The sequence below is a fragment of the Bacteroides sp. 1001302B_160321_D4 genome (assembly GCF_015667765.1).
GTDB classification, from domain to species: Bacteria; Bacteroidota; Bacteroidia; order Bacteroidales; family Bacteroidaceae; genus Bacteroides; species Bacteroides xylanisolvens.
On sequence record NZ_JADPLO010000005.1, the window covers coordinates 108,823 to 128,396 of the forward strand.

Consider the following 19,574-nt stretch of genomic DNA (forward strand, 5'->3'; position numbering starts at 1 on the left):
TTTAAAAGTTAAGTTCAAAACTATATCTCAAATATTCGAACAAATCCATTTATCATATTCTTTATGAATATCTTTAATATGGAAAACAAACAGTTACACCATCTTTCCCATATTATATGCTTCCTGCATGTAGGGAGTATCTTTAATCTCTCCTACTTTCCATGCACCGATTCCATAGACCGTCCCTTTTTCCTGTGGTCCTTCCAAGCAATCGAGGAAGCCACGGAAGCCGTCGATAGTACGCTCCATCATTGCTTTATCGTTTTCTGCTGCCGCAATAATGAAATAAAATTCCTTATTAGTTATTTCCGTATAACGTGCGCAACAGCGGTCAATCATAATCTTCATCTGCCCGGACATAGTATAGAAATAAACCGGGGTTGCCATTACAATCACATCGGCAGCAATCATCTTCTCCACGATTTCCGCTGCATCATCTTTCTGTGGACAGGGTTTACCGTACATACTGCAAACACTGCATCCCGTACAAGGATGAACCGTTTTGTCTTTCAGAAAAATCTTCTCTACTTCATTGCCCGCCTCGATAGCACCTTTCATAAATTCATCACAAAGCAAATCCGAATTACCACCTTTACGTGGACTGGACGAAATTATCAAAACTTTTTTAGCCATAACTTTCTTTTATTACTTTTTATTTTCAGAATTCTTTTTATCAATGATTCATGTTGCAAAAATAGACAAATAAAGGTATCCTGCATGTAGATAAATTACAGAGAAAGATACCATAATTACAGATTCTATATTTTGCATTCGTTTTAACAACTTTCTTGTATATAGTTATTCTACAAATAGTTCTGAAAGTTTCTTTCACTAATATATAATTTATATCTTTGCCCGTGATACAGACAACATGATACAATGAAAAAAATACAACTGACCGACTCACATAAAGAAAAGCTGTTTCAAATCCCCTTATTCAGGGATTTACCTTTAAACATCAAAGAGTCCTTATTGGAAAAGCTGGATTTTGTAATCTATGCGGCTAATAAAAAAGAGATAGTCGTTACACAAGGAACACCCTGCAACAAGTTATTTGTACTTTTGGAAGGAAAACTACGTACAGATATTATTGACGGATTAGGTAATGAGGTGATGATTGAATACATTATCGCTCCACGTACCTTCGCCACTCCTCATCTTTTTAATTCGAACAATACTTTGCCGGCTACTTTCACTGCTCTTGAGGACAGTGTGATACTTATGGCAACCAAAGATTCAACCTTCAAAGTAATTAGTCAGGACCCACAAGTTCTTCATAATTTTCTTTGTATCGCAGGTAATTGTAACATCTGTACTGTATCCCGCCTGAAACCTCTTTCACGCAAAACCGTACGGGAAAGGTTCATTGTCTATCTATACGAACATAAGAAAAAAGACTCATTAGTAGTAGATATCATGCACACCCAATCCCAGCTCGCCGAATATTTAAATGTGTCACGCCCTGCTCTATCTAAAGAAATCAATAAGATGATGAAAGAAAGACTCGTCATCATGGAAGGAAAACGAATCGAGATTTTAGATAAAACAACTTTGGAGAAGTACCTGTAACGACGTATTTAGAAAAATATCCGTAACAACAGACGTAACAATAAGAGTGTAGCTATCAAGAAGTGGTTAAAACAAAAAATCATCCTCACTTCAGATATACTGTAGTAAGGATGATTTTATAAATTCAAAAACTTTCAAAAACTCTCTCTTTATTTAAATTCTATCTATTCCCTTGGATTTACCACTTCACAAACAATATCTTCGGATTAATATTCAACGATAGCCAACCCCAATCCTGCCAGCTTTTATGATTGCCGGTTTTCACAGCGTCCATCGTCTTCGTGCCACGCATAAAAGAATATCCGGCAGAGAGTTTCACATCTTTCATGATCGACCAGTTTATCTGATAATCGACTTCCGAACCTAAATATTTCTTCAAGTCCTGAACCTTTACGGCTGTGCTAAAGTAGTGATAATTAAGTTCCATATCCACTTTGTCAGAAGCACGGAAACGGCCTCCGATACGGGCATCCATCAATCCAGGGGCATAACCGTTCGCAAAGGTAGAAGCATAAAAATAATCCATTGCTCCATAGAATTTATGATGAGTTCCATAAAGAGGATCGAAAGCTTTGTACTTACCGCCATTTCCCTTATCACCACTTAGATAATCAAAGCTAGCCACAGCTCCCCATGTATGGTCAAACGTATAAGCAGCCTGTATGCTTCCCATCAAAGCTGAAACTTTATCAGCAGTTTTATTCTTACCCATCTGATAGTAGAAAGCACCATCCAGATTCCAGTTACTGTTCTTATAAGTGAGGTAGGTTCCCATTGTTTGTAAGTAACGGGTGTGAGAATCATCCGTAGCTTTATCGCCCGTTTCCAATCCCAAGTTCATAAACAATAAAGAAGCCCCGAACGGAACATTGTCCGCCTTATAGTGATACCAAACGGTTTGCATATTCTTATAAGGCTGTCCCGTAGAAGAATCATAGTAAGTGCCTCCGCTTGTTCTATTGTCATTATTCTGATTAAAAGCAAGAATCAAATGCACTTCATTATTTTTGTTGGCATACCCCAGCTTCAACGCATCGTGGTAACGACCCGCTACATTCCAGTCCAATCCTCCCAAAATACGTTCATCATCATAAATCAACGACTGACGTCCCAGTTGGGCAAAGAATCCTTCGCCAAAGTTCATCTTTGCCCAAGCCTCATTCAGCATAAAACGCCCGTTCTTTTCAATCTGCGGGTCCTGTCCCCAGACACCTACATGCTGTGCCGACATCTTCAGTTCCAGATCCGAACGTTTATAATCCATCGACAAACGCGCGCGGTTATTGATGAAGGACGTAGGAGCCACCCCTTCATCCCGTGGAGTCAAGGCACCGTTCCGATACTCTGCACGAGGTCTGATTTGCATAGACATCGTAAATTCATTCTCTTTCTCCGTGTTTTGTGTGTATGCCATGCTTGGCAATAGCATAAGCAAGAATGACCAATAAAATGTTTTCATTGATAGTGCAGTTTAAATGATTTGATATTTCAATTTAAATTATACGTATGTACACTGACTCCTTGTGCGGACGGAAGATAATTGATTCCATACCAACACATTTGTAATAAGACAAAAGAGACCAATAAAATAACCAATGCCGGACGTGCCTTTAATGGCTTTCCCAATCTGAAATGAATATATGCCAGATAAGCAAACCAAGTCGCTGCCGCCCATGTTTCTTTCGGGTCCCAAGCCCAGTAGTGTCCCCAAGCTTCTTTCGCCCAGATAGCTCCTGTAAGCATACCTAATGTCATAAATGCCAGACCTACATAAGTGAGGTTATCGCACAAATCCATTTCTTTCCGTTCAATCTTTTTCTTCTTGAACCAAAGCAGATAAACAGCCATCACCGTCGCCGCTCCCAACATAGCGTAAGCAAACATATACACAATGACATGAGGAGCAAACCACGGACTTTGCAAAGCAGGCATCAACGTTTTATTGTGAATCTCCGGTTTGAAGATATTGATACAGATAAAGACGAACGAAAGGATGCAACTGAAACTAAGAATCCATTTATACTTCCAACGTACGTAGGTTATCAATCCCGCCAACGGAAGGAAGAAAGAATACCACAGCCGGGTCTCTCCCATAGTTCGCATCGGAGGACGTTCCAATGAAATCCACATTCCGATAATGAAGCTGAAAAAAATAGCCAACCCTAAGAAAGTAAATCCATAAGCCCATCCCGGTTTTGTTCCTTTCCAGGCAGCAAAAGCTCCTAAAGCCCAACAAACCAGTGCAGCTATTGCAAATAATATAAAGTACTCCCAATTCATGCTTTGTCCTCCTCTTTTCTCTTTTGTGCACTGACGAACAAGCAGACAGCTCCTGCCATCATCATTATAATTCCTGCGTAAACGAACGGTAGCCACGGATCGCGAACCAGTTCGAAGACACTGACATCACTCCATCGTCCTTTTGTCTCATCGTAGCTAAGTTGATAGATTTTCCATCCTTCTATCTCCATCGGACGGTTCACTTCAATGGTGCCTTCCGTTATCGTTCCTTCTTGTGTATAGATTTTCACTTCCGACGCAAATCGCTGCGGTTCCCGTTCCGGCATCACAAGACTGGTCAAAGAATCCAGCCGGATTGCCTTATAAGGAAAAAGAAAACTGCCACAGCTTACCCAGCCTTCTTTGGTTGTTTGATTCTTCTGATTGACTGCTTTCAGATAAACAGCATAAGTTGCTCCCATCGAATGAAATTCTGTAAACTTCAAGGTATCTTCAGTAGCCACAGAAGCTGCCATCGGGATAGATTGTTCGATTGTCAATTGCCAGTCTTGTAATGTTCCCTTTATCACTCCCTCTTCCAGCAATACATGTTCAGGAGATTTTTCGGGAAGCGTACGCCCGGTTTCGTTGTCAATCAGCATCAGTTTTGGAGGATATTCGTCGATAGTAAAATCCTTCAGTTCGATAGCCAATGGAAGTTCAATCAGTTGACCTTTATCGTCAGTAGCCCGCCATTCGGCATTGCCCATGCGGGTTGTCATTTTCAACCGTTGCATATCGGCGTTTCCTAAAGTGGCCGCTATCAACGCGACGAATAATCCGATATGATTGAGAAGGAACGAAAGTCGTCTCCACTTAAAAGGAAAGCTGGCACGAAGTATCGTCAGTCCCAATGCAGTGACCATCCAAAAGTAAAGCAGAACGAAAGGCCAGGATGCAATCATCTGTGAGAATCCCAGCAAATCCGTTGAAGCATTTGGAGCATGACCGGAAGGAGCTTGCCGGATAAGTCCCATAACTACTGTCATGCCGACCACCCACAACAAAGCGGAGACGGCAGCGGAATAATGGCTTAACCAACTGAATAAATACACACGTTTACGAAGAAGGTGCATGGCTATCAAGGCAACGATATAAACCAGCAGCACAATCACGTTGACCGGACAGGCAAACAAATCCCAGTTAATAGCACCCACTGTCATTTGCAGCAATATGCCTATTATCAGTAATCCTGCGCCAATCGCCAACCCTTCTTTATAACTCCACGGTTTGCTCCACATATATATCTATGCTTATATTTGTTTTATATCTGCGCCAAACGTCCATTTTCTTTCGCTTTCTCCAACCAGGCGGGAACCGTTGTTTTCAAGAATTTCTCTTTCGCAGCTCTTTCAGCGTCCATATCCAAGCCGATATATTCCTGTGCCTTTGCCTTCGTCGAGATGTCCGGCATCGGAACATCACCAGTGTATCCGTTCTTCGCCAATACTTTGGATACGGCAAGACGGGCTTGCATAGCACGATCGAGTCCGTGAGAAAGGATTCTCTGAATTTCCTGCGGTGCATGGAAAGAGCCGCCGTGTGAAGCCACTCCGAAATCCCAACGCCATTGTGCCTGACGAATCAATGCGAGAACATCTTTCATTTGAGCTTCTGTCGCTCCATTATCCCAAGCAAATTTAGCTTCGATATGCGCTTTCGCCAATTCCTGTTCCAAGCGGTTACGAATTTCGTTCGCTTTGCGTTGGCGTTCGTAAACGTTATTGCGCAAAGTCTCTTCGCTCTCGCGATGGCAAACCTGACAGGTACGATCAATCATAGCCAATGGGCTCTGAATATGGTGATCGCTGAATTTCACACCACCTTCACTCTTATACGGCATGTGACAATCGGCACAAGAAACACCTCTTTGCCCATGAATACCCATTTGAGCAATCTCATAATCAGGATGCTGTGCTTTCAAAATCGGAGTACGACTCAATTTGTGGATATAATCATAGAACCCGGCCTCATCATAATAAGCCTCCATATCTTCTACCGTGAAACCTTTATCCCATGGGAAAGTCAGGTATTTGCCATCACCTTTGAAGAAATATTCAACGTGACATTGCGCACATACCAATGAACGCATTTCTTGCGGAGTAGCTTTGGTGATGTCTTTACCTTGGCGTTGGAAAGCTTCAATCAAAGCCGGACGGCTGATATGAAGATTCATTGTTTCCGGGTCGTGGCAATCAGAGCAGCCAATCGGATTTACGATTTCGGCCCCCATAGCTCCCCATTTATTATTATAGAAAGAATCGACACCCAATGCTTCCATCATACGGGGAACATCCGGACTTTTACAAGTCCAGCAAGTAGACGGTTGCGGACCATCCGTCGGGTTCACAGGTGCACCGGTACGTAACGATGCCGTAATATCCTCAATAGCATGCATGTGCCCCCGTGGAGTAGAATAATCTTTAGAGAAAGCGTATCCCGCCCATAGAATCACCATTTCAGGACGTTTTTCCAAGGCATCCACAGCTATATTCCCATTAAATTCGCTTTCAAAGTCAGTCTTTGCAGTTTCCGTCCAAGTTTGATATTCACGGGGGAAATCATCCTTGAATAGTTCATTTCGCGCTTCAATCCCCTTGATGACGTTTTTACGGTTGTTGAAAATGCTGGCAACTTCCGCCCTCCGTTCCATCAACGCAGAAACGCATAATCCCAAAACAAATACAACGACCATTGAACCTCCGAACAACAGCCATCCTTGCCATGATTTTAATTTCTTTTCCATTGTATATCGGTTTTATTATTTTATTACGTATTTCATTTCCTATTTATCTTTCTGATTCACCATCTTCCGGAGCCATTCGGGAACGGGCGATTCCGGAAGAGGAACAATAGCTCCCGGAGTGCCGGACAGAGAGTTTTTTCCACCATGAGGAACATCACGATGGCAATCCCAGCAAGCCTTCCCCTCTCCTACTTGTGACATCATATAATCAATCTTCCCCGTCTTCACAAATTCCGTATTGAGTTGCGTATGACAGCGAATACAATTATTCATTATCACTTCGGAACTGGCTTCATGAGCCTGAATCACCTGCGGCTCGCTTTTGGTAAGAAATGCAGCTACGTGTTTCATTCCGTCCATCCCTTTAAAGGTCCATTTTTTCACAGCATTTTCATGCGGCACATGACAATCATTGCAGGTGGCATTCCGGGCATGTGAGCTATGAAACCAAGTTGCATAGTAAGGAGTCATAATGTGACAGTTCACACAGGCAGCTGGGTCATCTCCAAGATAGGTATGCGCCCGGAGCATGTACATAAACAATGCCCCTCCACCCACAATAACACCGCCAATGATGACAGCCGCTACTTTCCATTTAAAAGAAGGAAAGAATCGATTTATTATTGGAAACTTCATCATACGAAATAGAATTTTTCACAAAAGTAAAGGATTGGAAACAAAAAAGGTGTAATATCTATTACACCTTTCGAAAGAAAAAATACTCTTTATACAAAAAACAGCCTATCTATCGTCCTGTAGCCAACAGATATTCCAGTTCCTTTATATAGTTGTCTATTCATTATGATGGTGGTCTTCATCTTCCACCTCATTGCTCAATTTAATATTGCGCGCGATATAAGATTCGTTGCCTGCGGCATCTGTGCAATAAACCATCAAATGATAATCCCCTGCAGTCGCATTGGCTGGTATTACAATATCGTGATGATGAATATGTGCTGTTTTCTGTCCTGACACATCATACGATCTGTTAAAACTAAAATCTACTGTTTCCTGCACAGCCCTACTATTACCGCCGTGTGAATGATGGTCGAAATTGCTATGAATTTCGATCTTATAGGATTTCAGCATAACATCATCCGACAAATCCATTTCAAAATGAACTCCATGTTCGTTTCCGATCTCCAATGCCTGACCTTCTTCCGGTTCATGAAGTTCAATCAAAGGTTTGATCGTATCGCTGGAGTCATCATTATCACAAGAGGAAAACATGAAAGTAACTGTTGCCAAAAGGCTAACCATTGGGAGATAAAATTTATTTTTCATTTCAGTAATTTTTTAAATGGAACTTTGATTAATATCTGGAAGTTACGTCCCGGTTCGGGAATCTCAACTTTCCTGTAAAAACTAAGATGATTGTAATATCGGGTATTGAATATATTCCGGGCGGTCAGGGTAATTTCAATTTCATTATTTCCACCTATCGGAATGTTTAAAGATCCGCCCAAATGGAAGAGATTTGCTCCGGCTGTACGGTCTTCGTTACGGTCCACTCTATTTTGCCGAGCAATGCTCTGCCATTCTGCATACAACATATACCGGTTCTTTTGCCAGGTTAATGTATTGCGCATAACAGGTGGCGGCGAGAAACTCAATGGAATATGTTCATCACAATTATAGGTGTAAACGTATTCAGCGGAAATCCGATAATTGAAGTTACGCAGAAAATCAACATCTACGGTAGCTTCAGTTCCTGCGAACAGTGCTTCCGCTCCGGTATAGCGATAGATTTGTCCGGCATGAGGCAATACAGACCACTCTCCGGTAGGACGCAGAAAGATGTAATTGCTGAACCAACTGACAAATGGAGAGACGGAGAAAGAAATTCTCCGGTACTTCAGATGATAAGAAGCGTCCAGTTGCCAGCCCTGTTCCGATTTTAAATTGGCATCTCCCTGTTCATGGCGGAAAGTGCCGTGATGTACTCCGTTGGCAGCCAACTCATTCGCACCGGGCAGGCGGAAACTACGCCCGATATTCACCTTTACCAGATGCTTGTCGGAGGGAGTCCATACCAATCCTAGGGAAAGAGAATAATCACCATAGTGTTTTTTCACCTGGTGACTGTTCCACTTATAAAGGTCTATCTGTTCCTGGGTATATCCCTGTTTTTGAAGATAATCGGCAAGGTAAATATCTTCATGCGAAGAAATATTTATGTATCCGTAGTCATACCGAGCTCCTCCGCTGACGGAGAGCACATTGTTAGGTCTGTACGTTGTAAGCCAGAGCATTCCGGTAGTGGAACGGTGATATTCAGGTAATAAAAACGAATAGCCGGCAATGTCATTCCGTTGATGCTGTCCATCCCACCCCAATGTATGTTCCCATGAAGAAGATCCGATAAAACGAGCTTTCACTGAAGCACTGAAGGTGTTCAGATTAAATGCGAGTTCTTTGTCGGGGTCTTTCTCCTGTGCGGGTTGCGAGCCATAGTGAGTATGGAAAGCACTCCACTCTTCACGATGATTGTTCTGGAAACCCAAATCACCTGACAAGATCAGTTTCTCCCATGCATATTGCTGATGGGTGGTCACTTTCAGGTGATTCACTTTGCTATAAGGCAATTCGATATTACGGCTGTCTCCATCATCTTCCACACGGGACGCATCGGGTATACCATGCGCTCCGGGGAAGAAACCTGTCTTTTGATAGACATTACTCACGGAGAAATTCGCTCTATATGCCCTTCGCTGATATTGGGTAAAGAGTCCGATATTGCGTTCAATGCCTGCTGTATTCTTCAGTTTACGCCCATAGATGGGGATTCTCTGTGTCAGGTAGACAATAGAATCCGTAGGAATATGATAGTCGCCGAAGTGCTGTTCCGAATAACGAATGTGAGAGTACCAGGCATTTTTTTTGATTCCCAGCATCAGTGATCCTCCGACGGTTCCATTGACTGATTTACCAAGCAGTGTGACATCTCCAAACACCCGATTATCCATAGGCACGGCCGGTGGAACGACATCTATCACTCCTCCCATCGCATCACTACCATAAAGCAATGAGGAAGGGCCTTTCAAAACATTGACCGCTCCTATATTGAAGGCATCCAATTCTAAACCGTGATCGGCTCCCCATTGTTGTCCTTCCTGCTTGATTCCGTTTTCCAATACAGCAATCCGGTTGAATCCCATTCCGCGAATCATCGGTTTGGAAAATCCCGAACCGATATCCATTGCCTGCACTCCGGGAATGTTCTCCATCGCTTGCATGAAGTTTCCTGTAAAATGTTTGCGCAGAAAATCCTGATCTGCTATATCAACCGTAAGGGCAGACTTTTTCACTTGACGCTGCTGGTACGTTTCGGTCACCACAACATCAGGCAAAAGCATACTCTTGATTGAATCGGATTTCTGTGCATGGACGGATAAGGTTATAAATACCCCTATTACGCCCGAAATAATTCCGATACGCATCAATTACAATCTTTTATATAATGTGCAAAATGAATAGGAGGACAGATTGAAGGTCAATCTATCTCCTTTGAAAATATGATTATGTAATCAAGCAACGGGAGGTCCGCGTAAATGATGCGAATAAGTTCGTTTGCAAACAACCTTATCCTGATAAATAACCGGCTCGTATGGGACGAGCGTCAATGTACAATGAAATTCTACCGGTTGAGGTTCCGTAAAAAGAGAAAGGGAGTATTTACATATCGCACAATCATCAGAAGGATTATGGGAATGTTTTGCATGGGAACATGATGTCTCATCTTCACTTCCATGATAGTGAAAGGTTTTCACCACAAAGAAGGGAATGAATGTCATCAACAACACCCACGCTATATATACCTTTATGTTTCTCTTTTGATACATTCTCCCTCTATTGATAATATAGAATAGCGAGGACAAATATAGATGTATGAAAGAGAAGGTGCAAATTATCAGGCTTAATATGTGTTATCGTGAACGATCAAAAAGAATCAATAACACACCCTATTCGATTTTAATCTCTTTCAATGCCAAAATGGAGATATACACAACTATGCCAATAGAATATTACGCATTATTTTATCAGGAAAAGCCATATAATATTTATCTTTTAAAGTTATCACTCCATAAAAGAATAAAATAATAGGATAAAATCTTATATCAAAAACTCTCTGTTTATCAAGCTTCTTTGAGAGGTCAGAGAAATTATAAGGCAACTCATCATCAATAATCAATGCATCCAACATCGCTTTCGCGTTATCCAGTGAAAGGGTAAGCCGACGAATCCAATTAATATCGGTACGTAGATTTTCATCCACCAGTTCGTCGGGAATACTACCGGCATTGGCCGCAAACTTCTTGAAGAAATAAGTCAAGATAGTAGCATTGAACAACCGGTCACCATTGGGACGGAAACGATAACCATCATAGTTACTTACAATTAGCTGCCAGATTTCATCAAAACGTTCTTGTCCTGTGGAGTATTTATCAAGTACATAACGCAGATATGTTTCTGTCTCTTCGTATGTAAACCCGAGCATATTCAGAAAATTAGGTTCAAGAGTCAATATCTCTGCTATATTATATCCACTGGTCAAATCATCCATCGTAACAGGTAATACACCTGTACAGAAACAGGTACGGATACTCCCCTCACCTATTCCGGCTTTTATCACTTTAAAGAAAGTACGCAAAAAACTGTCATTCGTCGTCACTTCCTCATAAAGCGGATCGTTGTATGCTGTAAGCAACTGATTAGTGAAGTTATCATATTCATCAATCAATAGATAAACTTTTGGAAATTCATGAGAACGGGCATAATTAAGAACTTCTTCCAACATTTTGGAAGCGTCTCCCCGAGTAGTAAACTGAAAATCACCGAACAAATCTCTGTTATGCTCTACCATCACATCTACCGGGCCACAGTTCAAATCATTAAAGTTTTGAGCCAATCCTTCAATAGTATCCGCCATTACCATTTTCGAAAAATCGTAGCGAATAATCATATAACTGTTATGCTCTTTTGTCGGATGGTTACCTATCCAGGTTCCCCCAAACAGTTCTTCAAACCGATGCGCTTTTGTACGGTCATAATAGCAAGCTAATGTAGAAACCAACAAACTTTTTCCAAAACGACGGGGACGGAGAAATACAGGAGCATTATAATCCTCTAATTTAGGAATATAATCAGTCTTATCAACATAATAAAAACCACGTTCACGCAAATCTATGAAATCCGCTACTGCATAAGGAATAGTTATTCTTGCCATAATCTTACTATTTTCTCTATATACAAACAAAGGTACAAAATTGTTAGCAAAAAGAAGGACAATTACTTATTATAATATTATTCTTCCTGTTTCCATACATAAAACACATTCCTTCCCGCCCCTCTCTTACGCAGTTTTCCCTCCTGAATAAAAGTATTCAAATCATCAACAGCTTTCAGCCGGGCTACTCCTGTCAGTCTGCTGTATTCTATGCGGGTGATTCCTCCATTCTTCTTCAAAAACTCCTGTAACATTTGAAGACGTTGTTCAATAGGTATCTCCGTTTTACTGACAGTACGTCCCGATTTGGGAACACGTTCAAGTCTCATTTCCCGTCTTACCTTCAATTTAAAATTTTTGGAAGTACGCAGGTGTACATTGTCAAAACAGATAGATTCGGAACGGATTTCTTTTTTAGTCATTACCTTTTGAGTGCATTTCAAAGAGACACTAAGATGTCCCAGCTCTCCAAGCTCCACAATATAGCCACGCGCCAAGAGACTACCAAGTTCATCTATTACAGCCCCCAACACCCCGTCAACCATATTCTGGGGAAAATGTTGATAACGTGACACACGTTCTATAAACTCTTTTTGGGAATAAGTCCCGCTCGGAACTATCCGCGCATGAAGGGGTTGCTTCTCGCCGGTATTCTGAACGTCCGGTGTCTCATACAAATCATAATACGCACTCATAAGCAGCTATATTTTATTGATTATCATTTATCATTTTCTTGCCTGATATTTAATCTCTCTTATACCAATCATTAGTTCTTGACTAGCATATATTTATTCGTCTGACTATAGTATAATTTGCATCTGACTATAGTTATTCTTTCGTCTGACTATAGTTAGACGAAAAAGCAACTATAGTCAGACGATTAGTTTATTGCATACAAAGATATACTTTATCGCAATACAACTTATAAATATTAGGAAGAAAAGATTCAGTTAACCGCTAGAAATTAATCACCTAACAGCAACTTAGTCACAGCAGCCGTATTCAATGCCCATTCACGGGTATATACTTCATCGGCTTCCGGTGTATCAGCCAACTTCAAACCCTGTGCTTGTGCTTTGATTGCCAACAGTTCGCCCACAGTGGTTTTGGCTTCCAGTTTATCCAGATACTTTTCAATAGTCTGTGTATCCAAAGAAAGAACCGTCTGTCCGCCGAAAGGAATTTCCAACCATACCACTTCCCGTTCCTTCACTTTCAGGACTCCGAAAACAAGTCCTTTCTGCACGCTTTGAGAAACTCGCACCTGATGCTGAACACAAGAAGGGTCATAAGCCACTCCGTTTCTCTCCGATATTTTCATCGGGTAAGCGGAGTTCATCCAACCTACCACCAGATTAGGAGAGATAGCCCCATTACTATACGCATTGCAGGTGAAAGCAACATATTGCGCACCTACACGATCCAACTCATTCAAATCCAATTCGATATACTCGGCAGTACCTTTCTTGTCGGGGATGCTTCGGATATCTCCGCTATGTTTAGCACCAATAGCTTTCAGATTGAAGTAGGAACACACTTCTGTCGTTGAAGGCAAAGTGATATGACAACTCAAGTCCATATCCAAATGCTGTGCCGGAAGTCCCTTTCCCCATTGCATAAACAATCGAACCTTATCTCCTTCCACCGGGAAACGTGTACCCTGCAAGGCACAGGAAGTATCCTGAACCGCTTCGCTACGATCACCGATAGACAATGGAATATGAAACAACATAGGATCAATATACATACTTGCGCTTCCACTTCCGGCACCCGCATTGGCAAAGCGGGTAGCAACAACCTCTTTACACAAATCCTGTACCTCTTTCACCATTTCTTTAAGCTGGTCTTCCATATAAAGACTCACCAAATAGTGAGGCTCTATCAAAAGCGCATTACCACCTAAAGGTTTCACCATTCTCTTATGTCCTTGCTCAAAGTAACTCTCCGCATACATACCCAAAGTGACCACCAAACGAGCCGGCAACAAATGAACGACTTCTTTAAATGCCGCCAACGTCTCTTCCGGACCGAACCAAAGCATATTGGCAAACAAGGAACGTGCAAACATACCCGGACGTTGCTTCAACAAAGCGAATGTCTGTGCCGCATCTGCTTTCAAACGGCTACGTTCCACTTCTCCCTGCCAAACTGTATATGCCTGACAGTAGAATACGTCCATCAACTCTTTCAAATTTTCGAATCCCGGTTTACGAGCATATTCCGCCAAACGCAATGCACGTATCATACGTACCCACATTTCCCTTTTCGAATGCATCATTTCACAAGACTTCTCCGGTGTCATCGCCAAATTGTTCAACCAAAGAGCCACCATTTTACACTCGCGACGGGTATATTTCAGTTTTAATTCTTCCCGCTTTGCCTGGGCAGCCGAACGGCTTTTATCCAAAGCATTGCACAGATGTGCATTGTTTCTACCCGCTTTACGAATGAGGGTCTTTGGCTCTATGATTTGCAAGAATCCGGTTTTCTTATACCACAAATAACGCAATATATCATTCGGAGCAGAGAAATAAATCTGCGCTTCCTGTGCCCTATCCTGCTCTACCAGTGTGTCGATCACCAGCATTAGAGTTTCTTTCATCTTGATTCCGACTGCCGGCAACGGAAGTTCAGCCAACAAGATTTTCAAGCTGTCCGCTTGTGTTGCATCAAGGGCCGTACGTGATTCCAGCAAGTCACCAAAGAAAACATTCAGCTCTTTTTCCTGCCAAAGTTCCAACATTTTCAGTTTACTGGCTTGTCCGAAATATTCTGTAGATGCCGTTTCAAACGGAGTTCCGCAGAACGGACAACCGTTGTATCGTTCCAAGGGGAATGTATTATCCGGAATCACGTGTCCGCAAGATAGTTTCACACCTTTCTTACTATTGAACATATTAGCAAGCCATGTAATCCAATGATCCAAACGTGTTTCTCCGGTAGGTGTATCCCAGCCTTTCACCAATGGAGCCCAGTTGAGTGACACACCCAATACTTCTTTCATCACCTGGAGAATCTCCACCTGTTGTGCCGGATACAACTGATTGACAGCATGCAGCAACTCTTCGGATAAGCTATATCCCACTTTTCGAAGTTGAGCAACCAATGTTACAGTAGTCGAAGTCAATGCTTCGCGCTTTTCAGTTCCTTCTATCGCTGGCAAATAAATTGCATGTTGCCTGATAGATACTTTCAACAAATCTTTTTTCATACGTTGTGTTTTTTAAGTAAGGTAATCGGAAGAGTGTGAATAAATGGTGCATTCCTGCGGTTTTGAAGTAAGTCTTCCTTGACCTTAGTTTATAAAAAAGAGGTAGAACAGGCCGGAGTCGAACCGACGACCGTAACTACCCACTGAGCTACTGCCCCTTTGCGAAACTGGAAAAACGGATAATCGTACTGGTATGTTCTACCTAAAAAAGTGTGTTGAAGTAACCCGTACTTGACCTGTTTTCTTGTTTCTTCGACAAAGATAGATGCAGTGATGCGCAATCTTTTTGCGTAACTCAAACTTTTTTTTCGGAAAAGGGGACACTCTCTATATGATTTAAAATATAAAGTATCTTGTTTTATATTTCTTGTTAATAAACGCTGGCCGATTGAATAACAATCTTTTCCAGCAACTTCTGCATCTTTCCAATCACCGATTCTTTATCAAGCCCATATTCTGTCGCCATCACATCTTGAGCATTCTTGCCGTGGTCGAATTTCGCAAATACTGGGATTCCCATATTTTTCAATGTTTGTTCGATACGCGCCATTGTCTCTACTACACCGAACTGGCTTTCATAAGTGTAAAGCAAGTTATTGGCTGCCAAAGGATGAAATTGTATAGGATAAAGGAAAAAACTAACAGATTCCTTTGTGAATAATTAGACAAAACCGTATCTTTAGAGGCATAATTATATACAGCAAAACAATATGAATATAATTTACTGATAAACAAAACATTAAAAGTCAGAATAAGAAATTATAGCATATAGTGTAAATTTATCAAATATTGTAATTGGATAGACAAGGAGACAACTTATAGGTAGTCATATAATATAGATAATATGACTGATGAAATAAAGAATATAAAAACAACAGCGATGTACGTCCATATAGCAAACACTTACAAAAGCAAAATTAAAAGCCTGTTGGACGATATTTTAGAAGAAGAGATTTAATTAAATACTTAGAAAAAACAACAGCGAAACATTAAATGACCGCTGTTAGCATAACGTTAGCATTGAAAATAAACTGAGAAAATGATCCAATTAAAAAGAAAAGAAGCTATTAGGTTAATAAAATACCACCATCTTCTCCATTTATCAAATGAAGAAAAGGCAGATATAATATCTGATTATAATTCCAAAATAAAAGTATATGACAAAAGCAACAGTTTGGATTTTAAAGAGATTCAAAAATATAGTAATAATAAGTATATACTTGATCGATTTTCATATAATGATTTAGTTACTAATGAATACATTGAAGAGATTTTCTTTGCTTTATATAATATTCATATTGAGTTAATTGATAAGCCGGTGTCATTATTAGGATATTGTTGTCCATGTTGTAACTATAAAGTATATAGAAAAATGGAAATATTTGATATTTGCCCTGTTTGTATGTGGGAAAATACAAATACTGGAGAAGATCAATATAGTGCCCCTAATCGTTCTACATTAAAAGAGTATCGACAAGCGTTTTTAAATAATCAAAAGTTAGAGCCTAATAATCTTAAATATATACAGTATGAATTAGGGAGTATTTAATTGGGAAACAATATATCAAAATCAACAATAAAAACATCATGATAAAGTAAAAATAAATGCTAACAAACGGCTTAACTTCCGAAAAGTTAGTTAGCCGATAGACATTAGCAATAAATCAATAATAAAATGGAAGATATAAACATAAAAGATTTAGAGGTGCGAAAAGAGATCGCATGCGGAGATATTATCATCAAGCTATACACGCCACCTGTTAAACAAAGGTACAACAGGAACATCACAGGCGAAAATATTGATGGAGAGATTCTTTGGCAGATAGAAGAAGTGAGACCAAACGTCGACTCCCCCTTTATGAACATAATACTTTATGATGAGAAAAAGATAGAGGCATATAACTGGGAGGGCGTCTTCTACTATGTCCATATATATACTGGTGAAGTGGAGTCTATTCCAAATCAAAGACCGTGGTGAAACAAAAAACATTGCTAACAAGCACCTGTTCCGCCTAACGGCGGCAAGCTGCAAGCCATTATCGGTCAAACAATAAAAAGAAAAAGTTTATGAAACTACGAGAAGAAATAGAACCTAAAATTATTCAAATAGAAAAAATATGTCCGCAAATATCGAGGTTACTACGTGGGTATGATAGTGAAAAGGACAATAAATGTTTGAATATAATAAAGAAAATTTCTGAATTAACTCACAAAGTTATTACTAAAGATATTCTTTCTGAATATATGGAAGATGACTCTATTTGTATGGTTGCTCTTAGGCTTTCAATAGGGACTCCACCATTACTCCATATTCCATTATCGTGTGACGAACTTCTTGAAATCATACAAAGAATACATTCTAAGAATTATGTCGAATATAAAGTTAAGGCTTTTCCTGAAGATGAACTTTGGTGGGTTCTGTCACACGATTATTATGTTCCGTTATTGGAAAAAAACATGGAATTATCAGAACCTTCGCTTATTCGTGAAATGCTATATCAAAAAACTGTATTTGACAGTTTGCGGTATAAGCCGGAAGAAGTACTTGAAAAAATTTTAGGTGTAATGAAATAGACCGATAACAAACAGCAAACCGACTGAATAAGCGGAACGCTGTCAAACATTAGCTGCCAATTAAAAAAATAATGAATATGGAACTGATACAAACTTTTAAGAAGTCATATTTTCTAAAGATGTCGAACGATAAACATTTGATTGCACAAGTTAACAGTAGTCAGATAAACATCTTTGAAAATGAAACATATAAGCATTTAGCACAATTCAAAGAAGTAGGCAATGCTTCTGTTTTCTTTTCAAATGACAGCAACTTGCTCTTGGCAAAAGATAATGATCGTAAACTTGTTGTGTATGATTTGGCAACTATGTCAATCCGTTGCAAACTCAAACCGAAAGTAGGCAGTTCAAATGGTGATGGTGACGCTTGTATTTCACATGATAATAAGTATATCATTAATTTGGGGTATGATTTTCCATACGGCTATATATCGGTTTATGATATTGAAAACGGAAAGGAAACAAGATTTCGTGAAGATATGAGAGAAGTGTATAACCAAATACGTTATATCCCTTCACGCCAATTATACTTCATTGATGGGTTTCGCAAACCGAACGAAGGGACAAGTGAAAAGAATAGGTACTTCTATCTTTGGTTTGATATGGACAACAGAACATTTGAACAAACATTCTATGATTTGGACGATGCAAATTTTCTGTATAGTGAACATTTAGAGCAAGTGTTATACTTTACAGAAGAGGGCAATCTTGCTTTTCGCATTTTGCCCTTGAATATAGAACTGCCGATTAAACACCAACAAGGCTGTTTGGATATACAACTTTCGCATAACAACAAGATGATTGCCTTATATCAAGATAATAATCTAAAACTTTGTACGTTCCCTAATATGGAAATATTGGCTGAATTATCGAATATCGGCTATGGTAATATTTCCTTCTCTCCTGATGATAAAGAAATATTAATTGCAAGTACAATAAAAGGGCTTATTTATAAATTGGAAAAGTGCAGCTAACAAGCACCTGTGCCACCTAACGGCGGCAAGCCGCATAACATTACCAACAGAGTAAAAAAATGAAAGTATATAGAATAGCAATAAATATGATTAAGCAAACCAAGATTTTAAAATTTATAATCCCTATTGTAGTATTCATTCTATTGTATGCTGTCTCAACAATTAGAAATAACAATGTAAGAAAAGATGGCATATATTCTATCGTAACTCTTGTCAAATACGGTTCTGCTTATAGAGGGCAAAGTGCAAAATATGAATTTATATATAATAAGACTTTATATGAAGGAAGTTTTTTTATATCATTTGCCGAGAGTAAAAACACTCCAACCGGAACCCGTTACTTTGTAACATTCTTAGCCAAAGCCCCCGACCGACATCTTATATTAGACAGCGTACCATCTTGGTTTACTCTAAAAGCACCAGATAAAGGATGGAAAACATTACCTACACAAAAACAACTACGAATAATGATGAAAGATAGCTTGAATTAAAATGCTGCCACCGGACATTAACTTGATAATAAATAAACGAAAAATGAAACAGAAATACTATATAATCAAACTCTTATTGAAAATATGGTTTGGAATATTATGTATTAGTCTATTGTGTACCACGGGTATTCTTTGGCTAAGGACTCAAAATATAAAACCTGTACCAGATATGGATGTTTCTTATAGAGGTATGGCATTGGCTTGGTCAATTTTGGGAATTTTGGCATTATCTACCGGAGCAATCACTTTGTTCTTGAACTGCTTTGCAAGAGTTAGAAACAGCATACTGTATAGTTTCCTATCATTTTTTCTTATTCCTATTTTGATGATTTTATTTTCTGGAACAATGTGCTTGTATGATACTACAATACCATTTTTACTTTGTTTATTGGCGTCATACATATTGTTTAGAAATAAAATAATACAGAAAACAAGCGGATGAATCGCCCTGATGGTCGATTAGCCACCAGACGTTATCAGAATATATATGATAAAAATCAGA

General features: G+C 39.8%; 18 protein-coding genes and 2 pseudogenes. 6 read left to right on the forward strand and 14 right to left on the reverse strand.

What is annotated here, in order from left to right; all coding sequences use genetic code 11:
* Positions 1-93: 93 nt before the first annotated feature.
* Positions 94-633: a flavodoxin family protein gene (locus KFO40_RS03405; protein WP_004317688.1), complete on the reverse strand. Its 540-nt coding sequence runs from the start codon at positions 631-633 to the stop codon at positions 94-96.
* A 246-nt stretch (positions 634-879) separates the two neighbouring features.
* On the opposite strand from KFO40_RS03405, the gene KFO40_RS03410 reads away from it, so the two are divergent.
* A complete protein-coding gene (locus KFO40_RS03410) occupies positions 880-1,569 on the forward strand; it encodes a Crp/Fnr family transcriptional regulator (RefSeq protein WP_009039863.1) in 690 nt (229 codons plus the stop codon).
* Between the two features lie 178 nt (positions 1,570-1,747).
* On the opposite strand, the gene KFO40_RS03415 is transcribed toward KFO40_RS03410, so the two are convergent.
* From KFO40_RS03415 to KFO40_RS03465, 12 genes and pseudogenes are all read right to left on the reverse strand, one after another.
* The gene (locus KFO40_RS03415; protein ID WP_049702493.1) at positions 1,748-3,028 is read right to left on the reverse strand and encodes an alginate export family protein; all 1,281 of its coding nucleotides are present in this window, start codon (positions 3,026-3,028) and stop codon (positions 1,748-1,750) included.
* Positions 3,029-3,057: 29 nt separating this feature from the next.
* The gene (locus tag KFO40_RS03420) at positions 3,058-3,849 is read right to left on the reverse strand and encodes a cytochrome c biogenesis protein (protein WP_118219407.1); all 792 of its coding nucleotides are present in this window, start codon (positions 3,847-3,849) and stop codon (positions 3,058-3,060) included.
* A complete protein-coding gene (locus KFO40_RS03425; RefSeq protein ID WP_211146065.1) occupies positions 3,846-5,090 on the reverse strand; it encodes a cytochrome c biogenesis protein ResB in 1,245 nt (414 codons plus the stop codon). The genes KFO40_RS03420 and KFO40_RS03425 overlap by 4 nt, the downstream gene beginning before the upstream one ends.
* Positions 5,091-5,113: 23 nt before the next feature.
* Complete coding sequence (gene nrfA / locus KFO40_RS03430) at positions 5,114-6,595, reverse strand: ammonia-forming cytochrome c nitrite reductase (RefSeq protein ID WP_008025542.1); 1,482 nt, start codon at positions 6,593-6,595, stop codon at positions 5,114-5,116.
* 39 nt (positions 6,596-6,634) lie between these two features.
* Positions 6,635-7,234 carry a cytochrome c nitrite reductase small subunit gene (nrfH, locus tag KFO40_RS03435; protein WP_008019659.1) on the reverse strand — a complete coding sequence of 200 codons (600 nt, stop codon included), beginning with the start codon at positions 7,232-7,234 and terminating at the stop codon, positions 6,635-6,637.
* A gap of 153 nt (positions 7,235-7,387) precedes the next feature.
* Positions 7,388-7,879 (reverse strand): DUF4625 domain-containing protein, encoded by a 492-nt coding sequence (locus KFO40_RS03440; protein WP_004313310.1) that lies wholly within the window; start codon positions 7,877-7,879, stop codon positions 7,388-7,390.
* Complete coding sequence (locus tag KFO40_RS03445; RefSeq protein WP_211146066.1) at positions 7,876-10,035, reverse strand: TonB-dependent receptor; 2,160 nt, start codon at positions 10,033-10,035, stop codon at positions 7,876-7,878. Before KFO40_RS03445 ends, KFO40_RS03440 begins: the two co-directional genes overlap by 4 nt.
* Before the next feature lie 87 nt (positions 10,036-10,122).
* Positions 10,123-10,437, reverse strand: coding sequence for a hypothetical protein (locus KFO40_RS25865; protein ID WP_032842109.1), 315 nt, complete (start codon positions 10,435-10,437; stop codon positions 10,123-10,125).
* Between the two features lie 173 nt (positions 10,438-10,610).
* Positions 10,611-11,822 (reverse strand): annotated as a pseudogene (locus tag KFO40_RS03450) (AAA family ATPase); the annotation flags it as partial.
* Positions 11,823-11,899: 77 nt separating this feature from the next.
* Positions 11,900-12,517, reverse strand: a complete 618-nt coding sequence (locus KFO40_RS03455) for a DsbA family protein (protein WP_004313318.1) — start codon at positions 12,515-12,517, stop codon at positions 11,900-11,902.
* Between the two features lie 269 nt (positions 12,518-12,786).
* Positions 12,787-15,033, reverse strand: coding sequence for a hypothetical protein (locus KFO40_RS03460; protein WP_151922915.1), 2,247 nt, complete (start codon positions 15,031-15,033; stop codon positions 12,787-12,789).
* Between the two features lie 370 nt (positions 15,034-15,403).
* A pseudogene (locus KFO40_RS03465) lies at positions 15,404-15,637 on the reverse strand (hypothetical protein); the annotation flags it as partial.
* Between the two features lie 435 nt (positions 15,638-16,072).
* On the opposite strand from KFO40_RS03465, the gene KFO40_RS03470 reads away from it, so the two are divergent.
* The 5 genes from KFO40_RS03470 to KFO40_RS03490 all read left to right on the forward strand — a co-directional run bounded on the left by KFO40_RS03470 (position 16,073) and on the right by KFO40_RS03490 (position 19,072).
* Positions 16,073-16,582, forward strand: a complete 510-nt coding sequence (locus KFO40_RS03470; protein WP_008643510.1) for a CPCC family cysteine-rich protein — start codon at positions 16,073-16,075, stop codon at positions 16,580-16,582.
* A 126-nt stretch (positions 16,583-16,708) separates the two neighbouring features.
* Positions 16,709-17,011: a hypothetical protein gene (locus KFO40_RS03475; protein WP_211146067.1), complete on the forward strand. Its 303-nt coding sequence runs from the start codon at positions 16,709-16,711 to the stop codon at positions 17,009-17,011.
* A gap of 89 nt (positions 17,012-17,100) precedes the next feature.
* Positions 17,101-17,607 (forward strand): hypothetical protein, encoded by a 507-nt coding sequence (locus tag KFO40_RS03480; RefSeq protein ID WP_120046604.1) that lies wholly within the window; start codon positions 17,101-17,103, stop codon positions 17,605-17,607.
* Positions 17,608-17,684: 77 nt separating this feature from the next.
* Positions 17,685-18,581 carry a WD40 repeat domain-containing protein gene (locus tag KFO40_RS03485; RefSeq protein WP_211146068.1) on the forward strand — a complete coding sequence of 299 codons (897 nt, stop codon included), beginning with the start codon at positions 17,685-17,687 and terminating at the stop codon, positions 18,579-18,581.
* A gap of 59 nt (positions 18,582-18,640) precedes the next feature.
* Complete coding sequence (locus KFO40_RS03490; RefSeq protein WP_211146069.1) at positions 18,641-19,072, forward strand: hypothetical protein; 432 nt, start codon at positions 18,641-18,643, stop codon at positions 19,070-19,072.
* 180 nt (positions 19,073-19,252) lie between these two features.
* On the opposite strand, the gene KFO40_RS03495 is transcribed toward KFO40_RS03490, so the two are convergent.
* Complete coding sequence (locus tag KFO40_RS03495) at positions 19,253-19,474, reverse strand: hypothetical protein (RefSeq protein WP_008643522.1); 222 nt, start codon at positions 19,472-19,474, stop codon at positions 19,253-19,255.
* Positions 19,475-19,574: the final 100 nt, after the last annotated feature.

Bases quoted from the DNA above. Each gene is read 5' to 3' on its own strand.
- KFO40_RS03405 (WP_004317688.1), bottom strand. From the start codon at position 633: ATGGCTAAAAAAGTTTTGATAATTTCGTCCAGTCCACGTAAAGGTGGT.
- KFO40_RS03410 (WP_009039863.1), top strand. From the start codon at position 880: ATGAAAAAAATACAACTGACCGACTCACATAAAGAAAAGCTGTTTCAA.
- KFO40_RS03415 (WP_049702493.1), bottom strand. From the start codon at position 3,028: ATGAAAACATTTTATTGGTCATTCTTGCTTATGCTATTGCCAAGCATG.
- KFO40_RS03420 (WP_118219407.1), bottom strand. From the start codon at position 3,849: ATGAATTGGGAGTACTTTATATTATTTGCAATAGCTGCACTGGTTTGT.
- KFO40_RS03425 (WP_211146065.1), bottom strand. From the start codon at position 5,090: ATGTGGAGCAAACCGTGGAGTTATAAAGAAGGGTTGGCGATTGGCGCA.
- nrfA (WP_008025542.1), bottom strand. From the start codon at position 6,595: ATGGAAAAGAAATTAAAATCATGGCAAGGATGGCTGTTGTTCGGAGGT.
- nrfH (WP_008019659.1), bottom strand. From the start codon at position 7,234: ATGATGAAGTTTCCAATAATAAATCGATTCTTTCCTTCTTTTAAATGG.
- KFO40_RS03440 (WP_004313310.1), bottom strand. From the start codon at position 7,879: ATGAAAAATAAATTTTATCTCCCAATGGTTAGCCTTTTGGCAACAGTT.
- KFO40_RS03445 (WP_211146066.1), bottom strand. From the start codon at position 10,035: ATGCGTATCGGAATTATTTCGGGCGTAATAGGGGTATTTATAACCTTA.
- KFO40_RS25865 (WP_032842109.1), bottom strand. From the start codon at position 10,437: ATGTATCAAAAGAGAAACATAAAGGTATATATAGCGTGGGTGTTGTTG.
- KFO40_RS03455 (WP_004313318.1), bottom strand. From the start codon at position 12,517: ATGAGTGCGTATTATGATTTGTATGAGACACCGGACGTTCAGAATACC.
- KFO40_RS03460 (WP_151922915.1), bottom strand. From the start codon at position 15,033: ATGAAAAAAGATTTGTTGAAAGTATCTATCAGGCAACATGCAATTTAT.
- KFO40_RS03470 (WP_008643510.1), top strand. From the start codon at position 16,073: ATGATCCAATTAAAAAGAAAAGAAGCTATTAGGTTAATAAAATACCAC.
- KFO40_RS03475 (WP_211146067.1), top strand. From the start codon at position 16,709: ATGGAAGATATAAACATAAAAGATTTAGAGGTGCGAAAAGAGATCGCA.
- KFO40_RS03480 (WP_120046604.1), top strand. From the start codon at position 17,101: ATGAAACTACGAGAAGAAATAGAACCTAAAATTATTCAAATAGAAAAA.
- KFO40_RS03485 (WP_211146068.1), top strand. From the start codon at position 17,685: ATGGAACTGATACAAACTTTTAAGAAGTCATATTTTCTAAAGATGTCG.
- KFO40_RS03490 (WP_211146069.1), top strand. From the start codon at position 18,641: ATGAAAGTATATAGAATAGCAATAAATATGATTAAGCAAACCAAGATT.
- KFO40_RS03495 (WP_008643522.1), bottom strand. From the start codon at position 19,474: ATGTATGACGCCAATAAACAAAGTAAAAATGGTATTGTAGTATCATAC.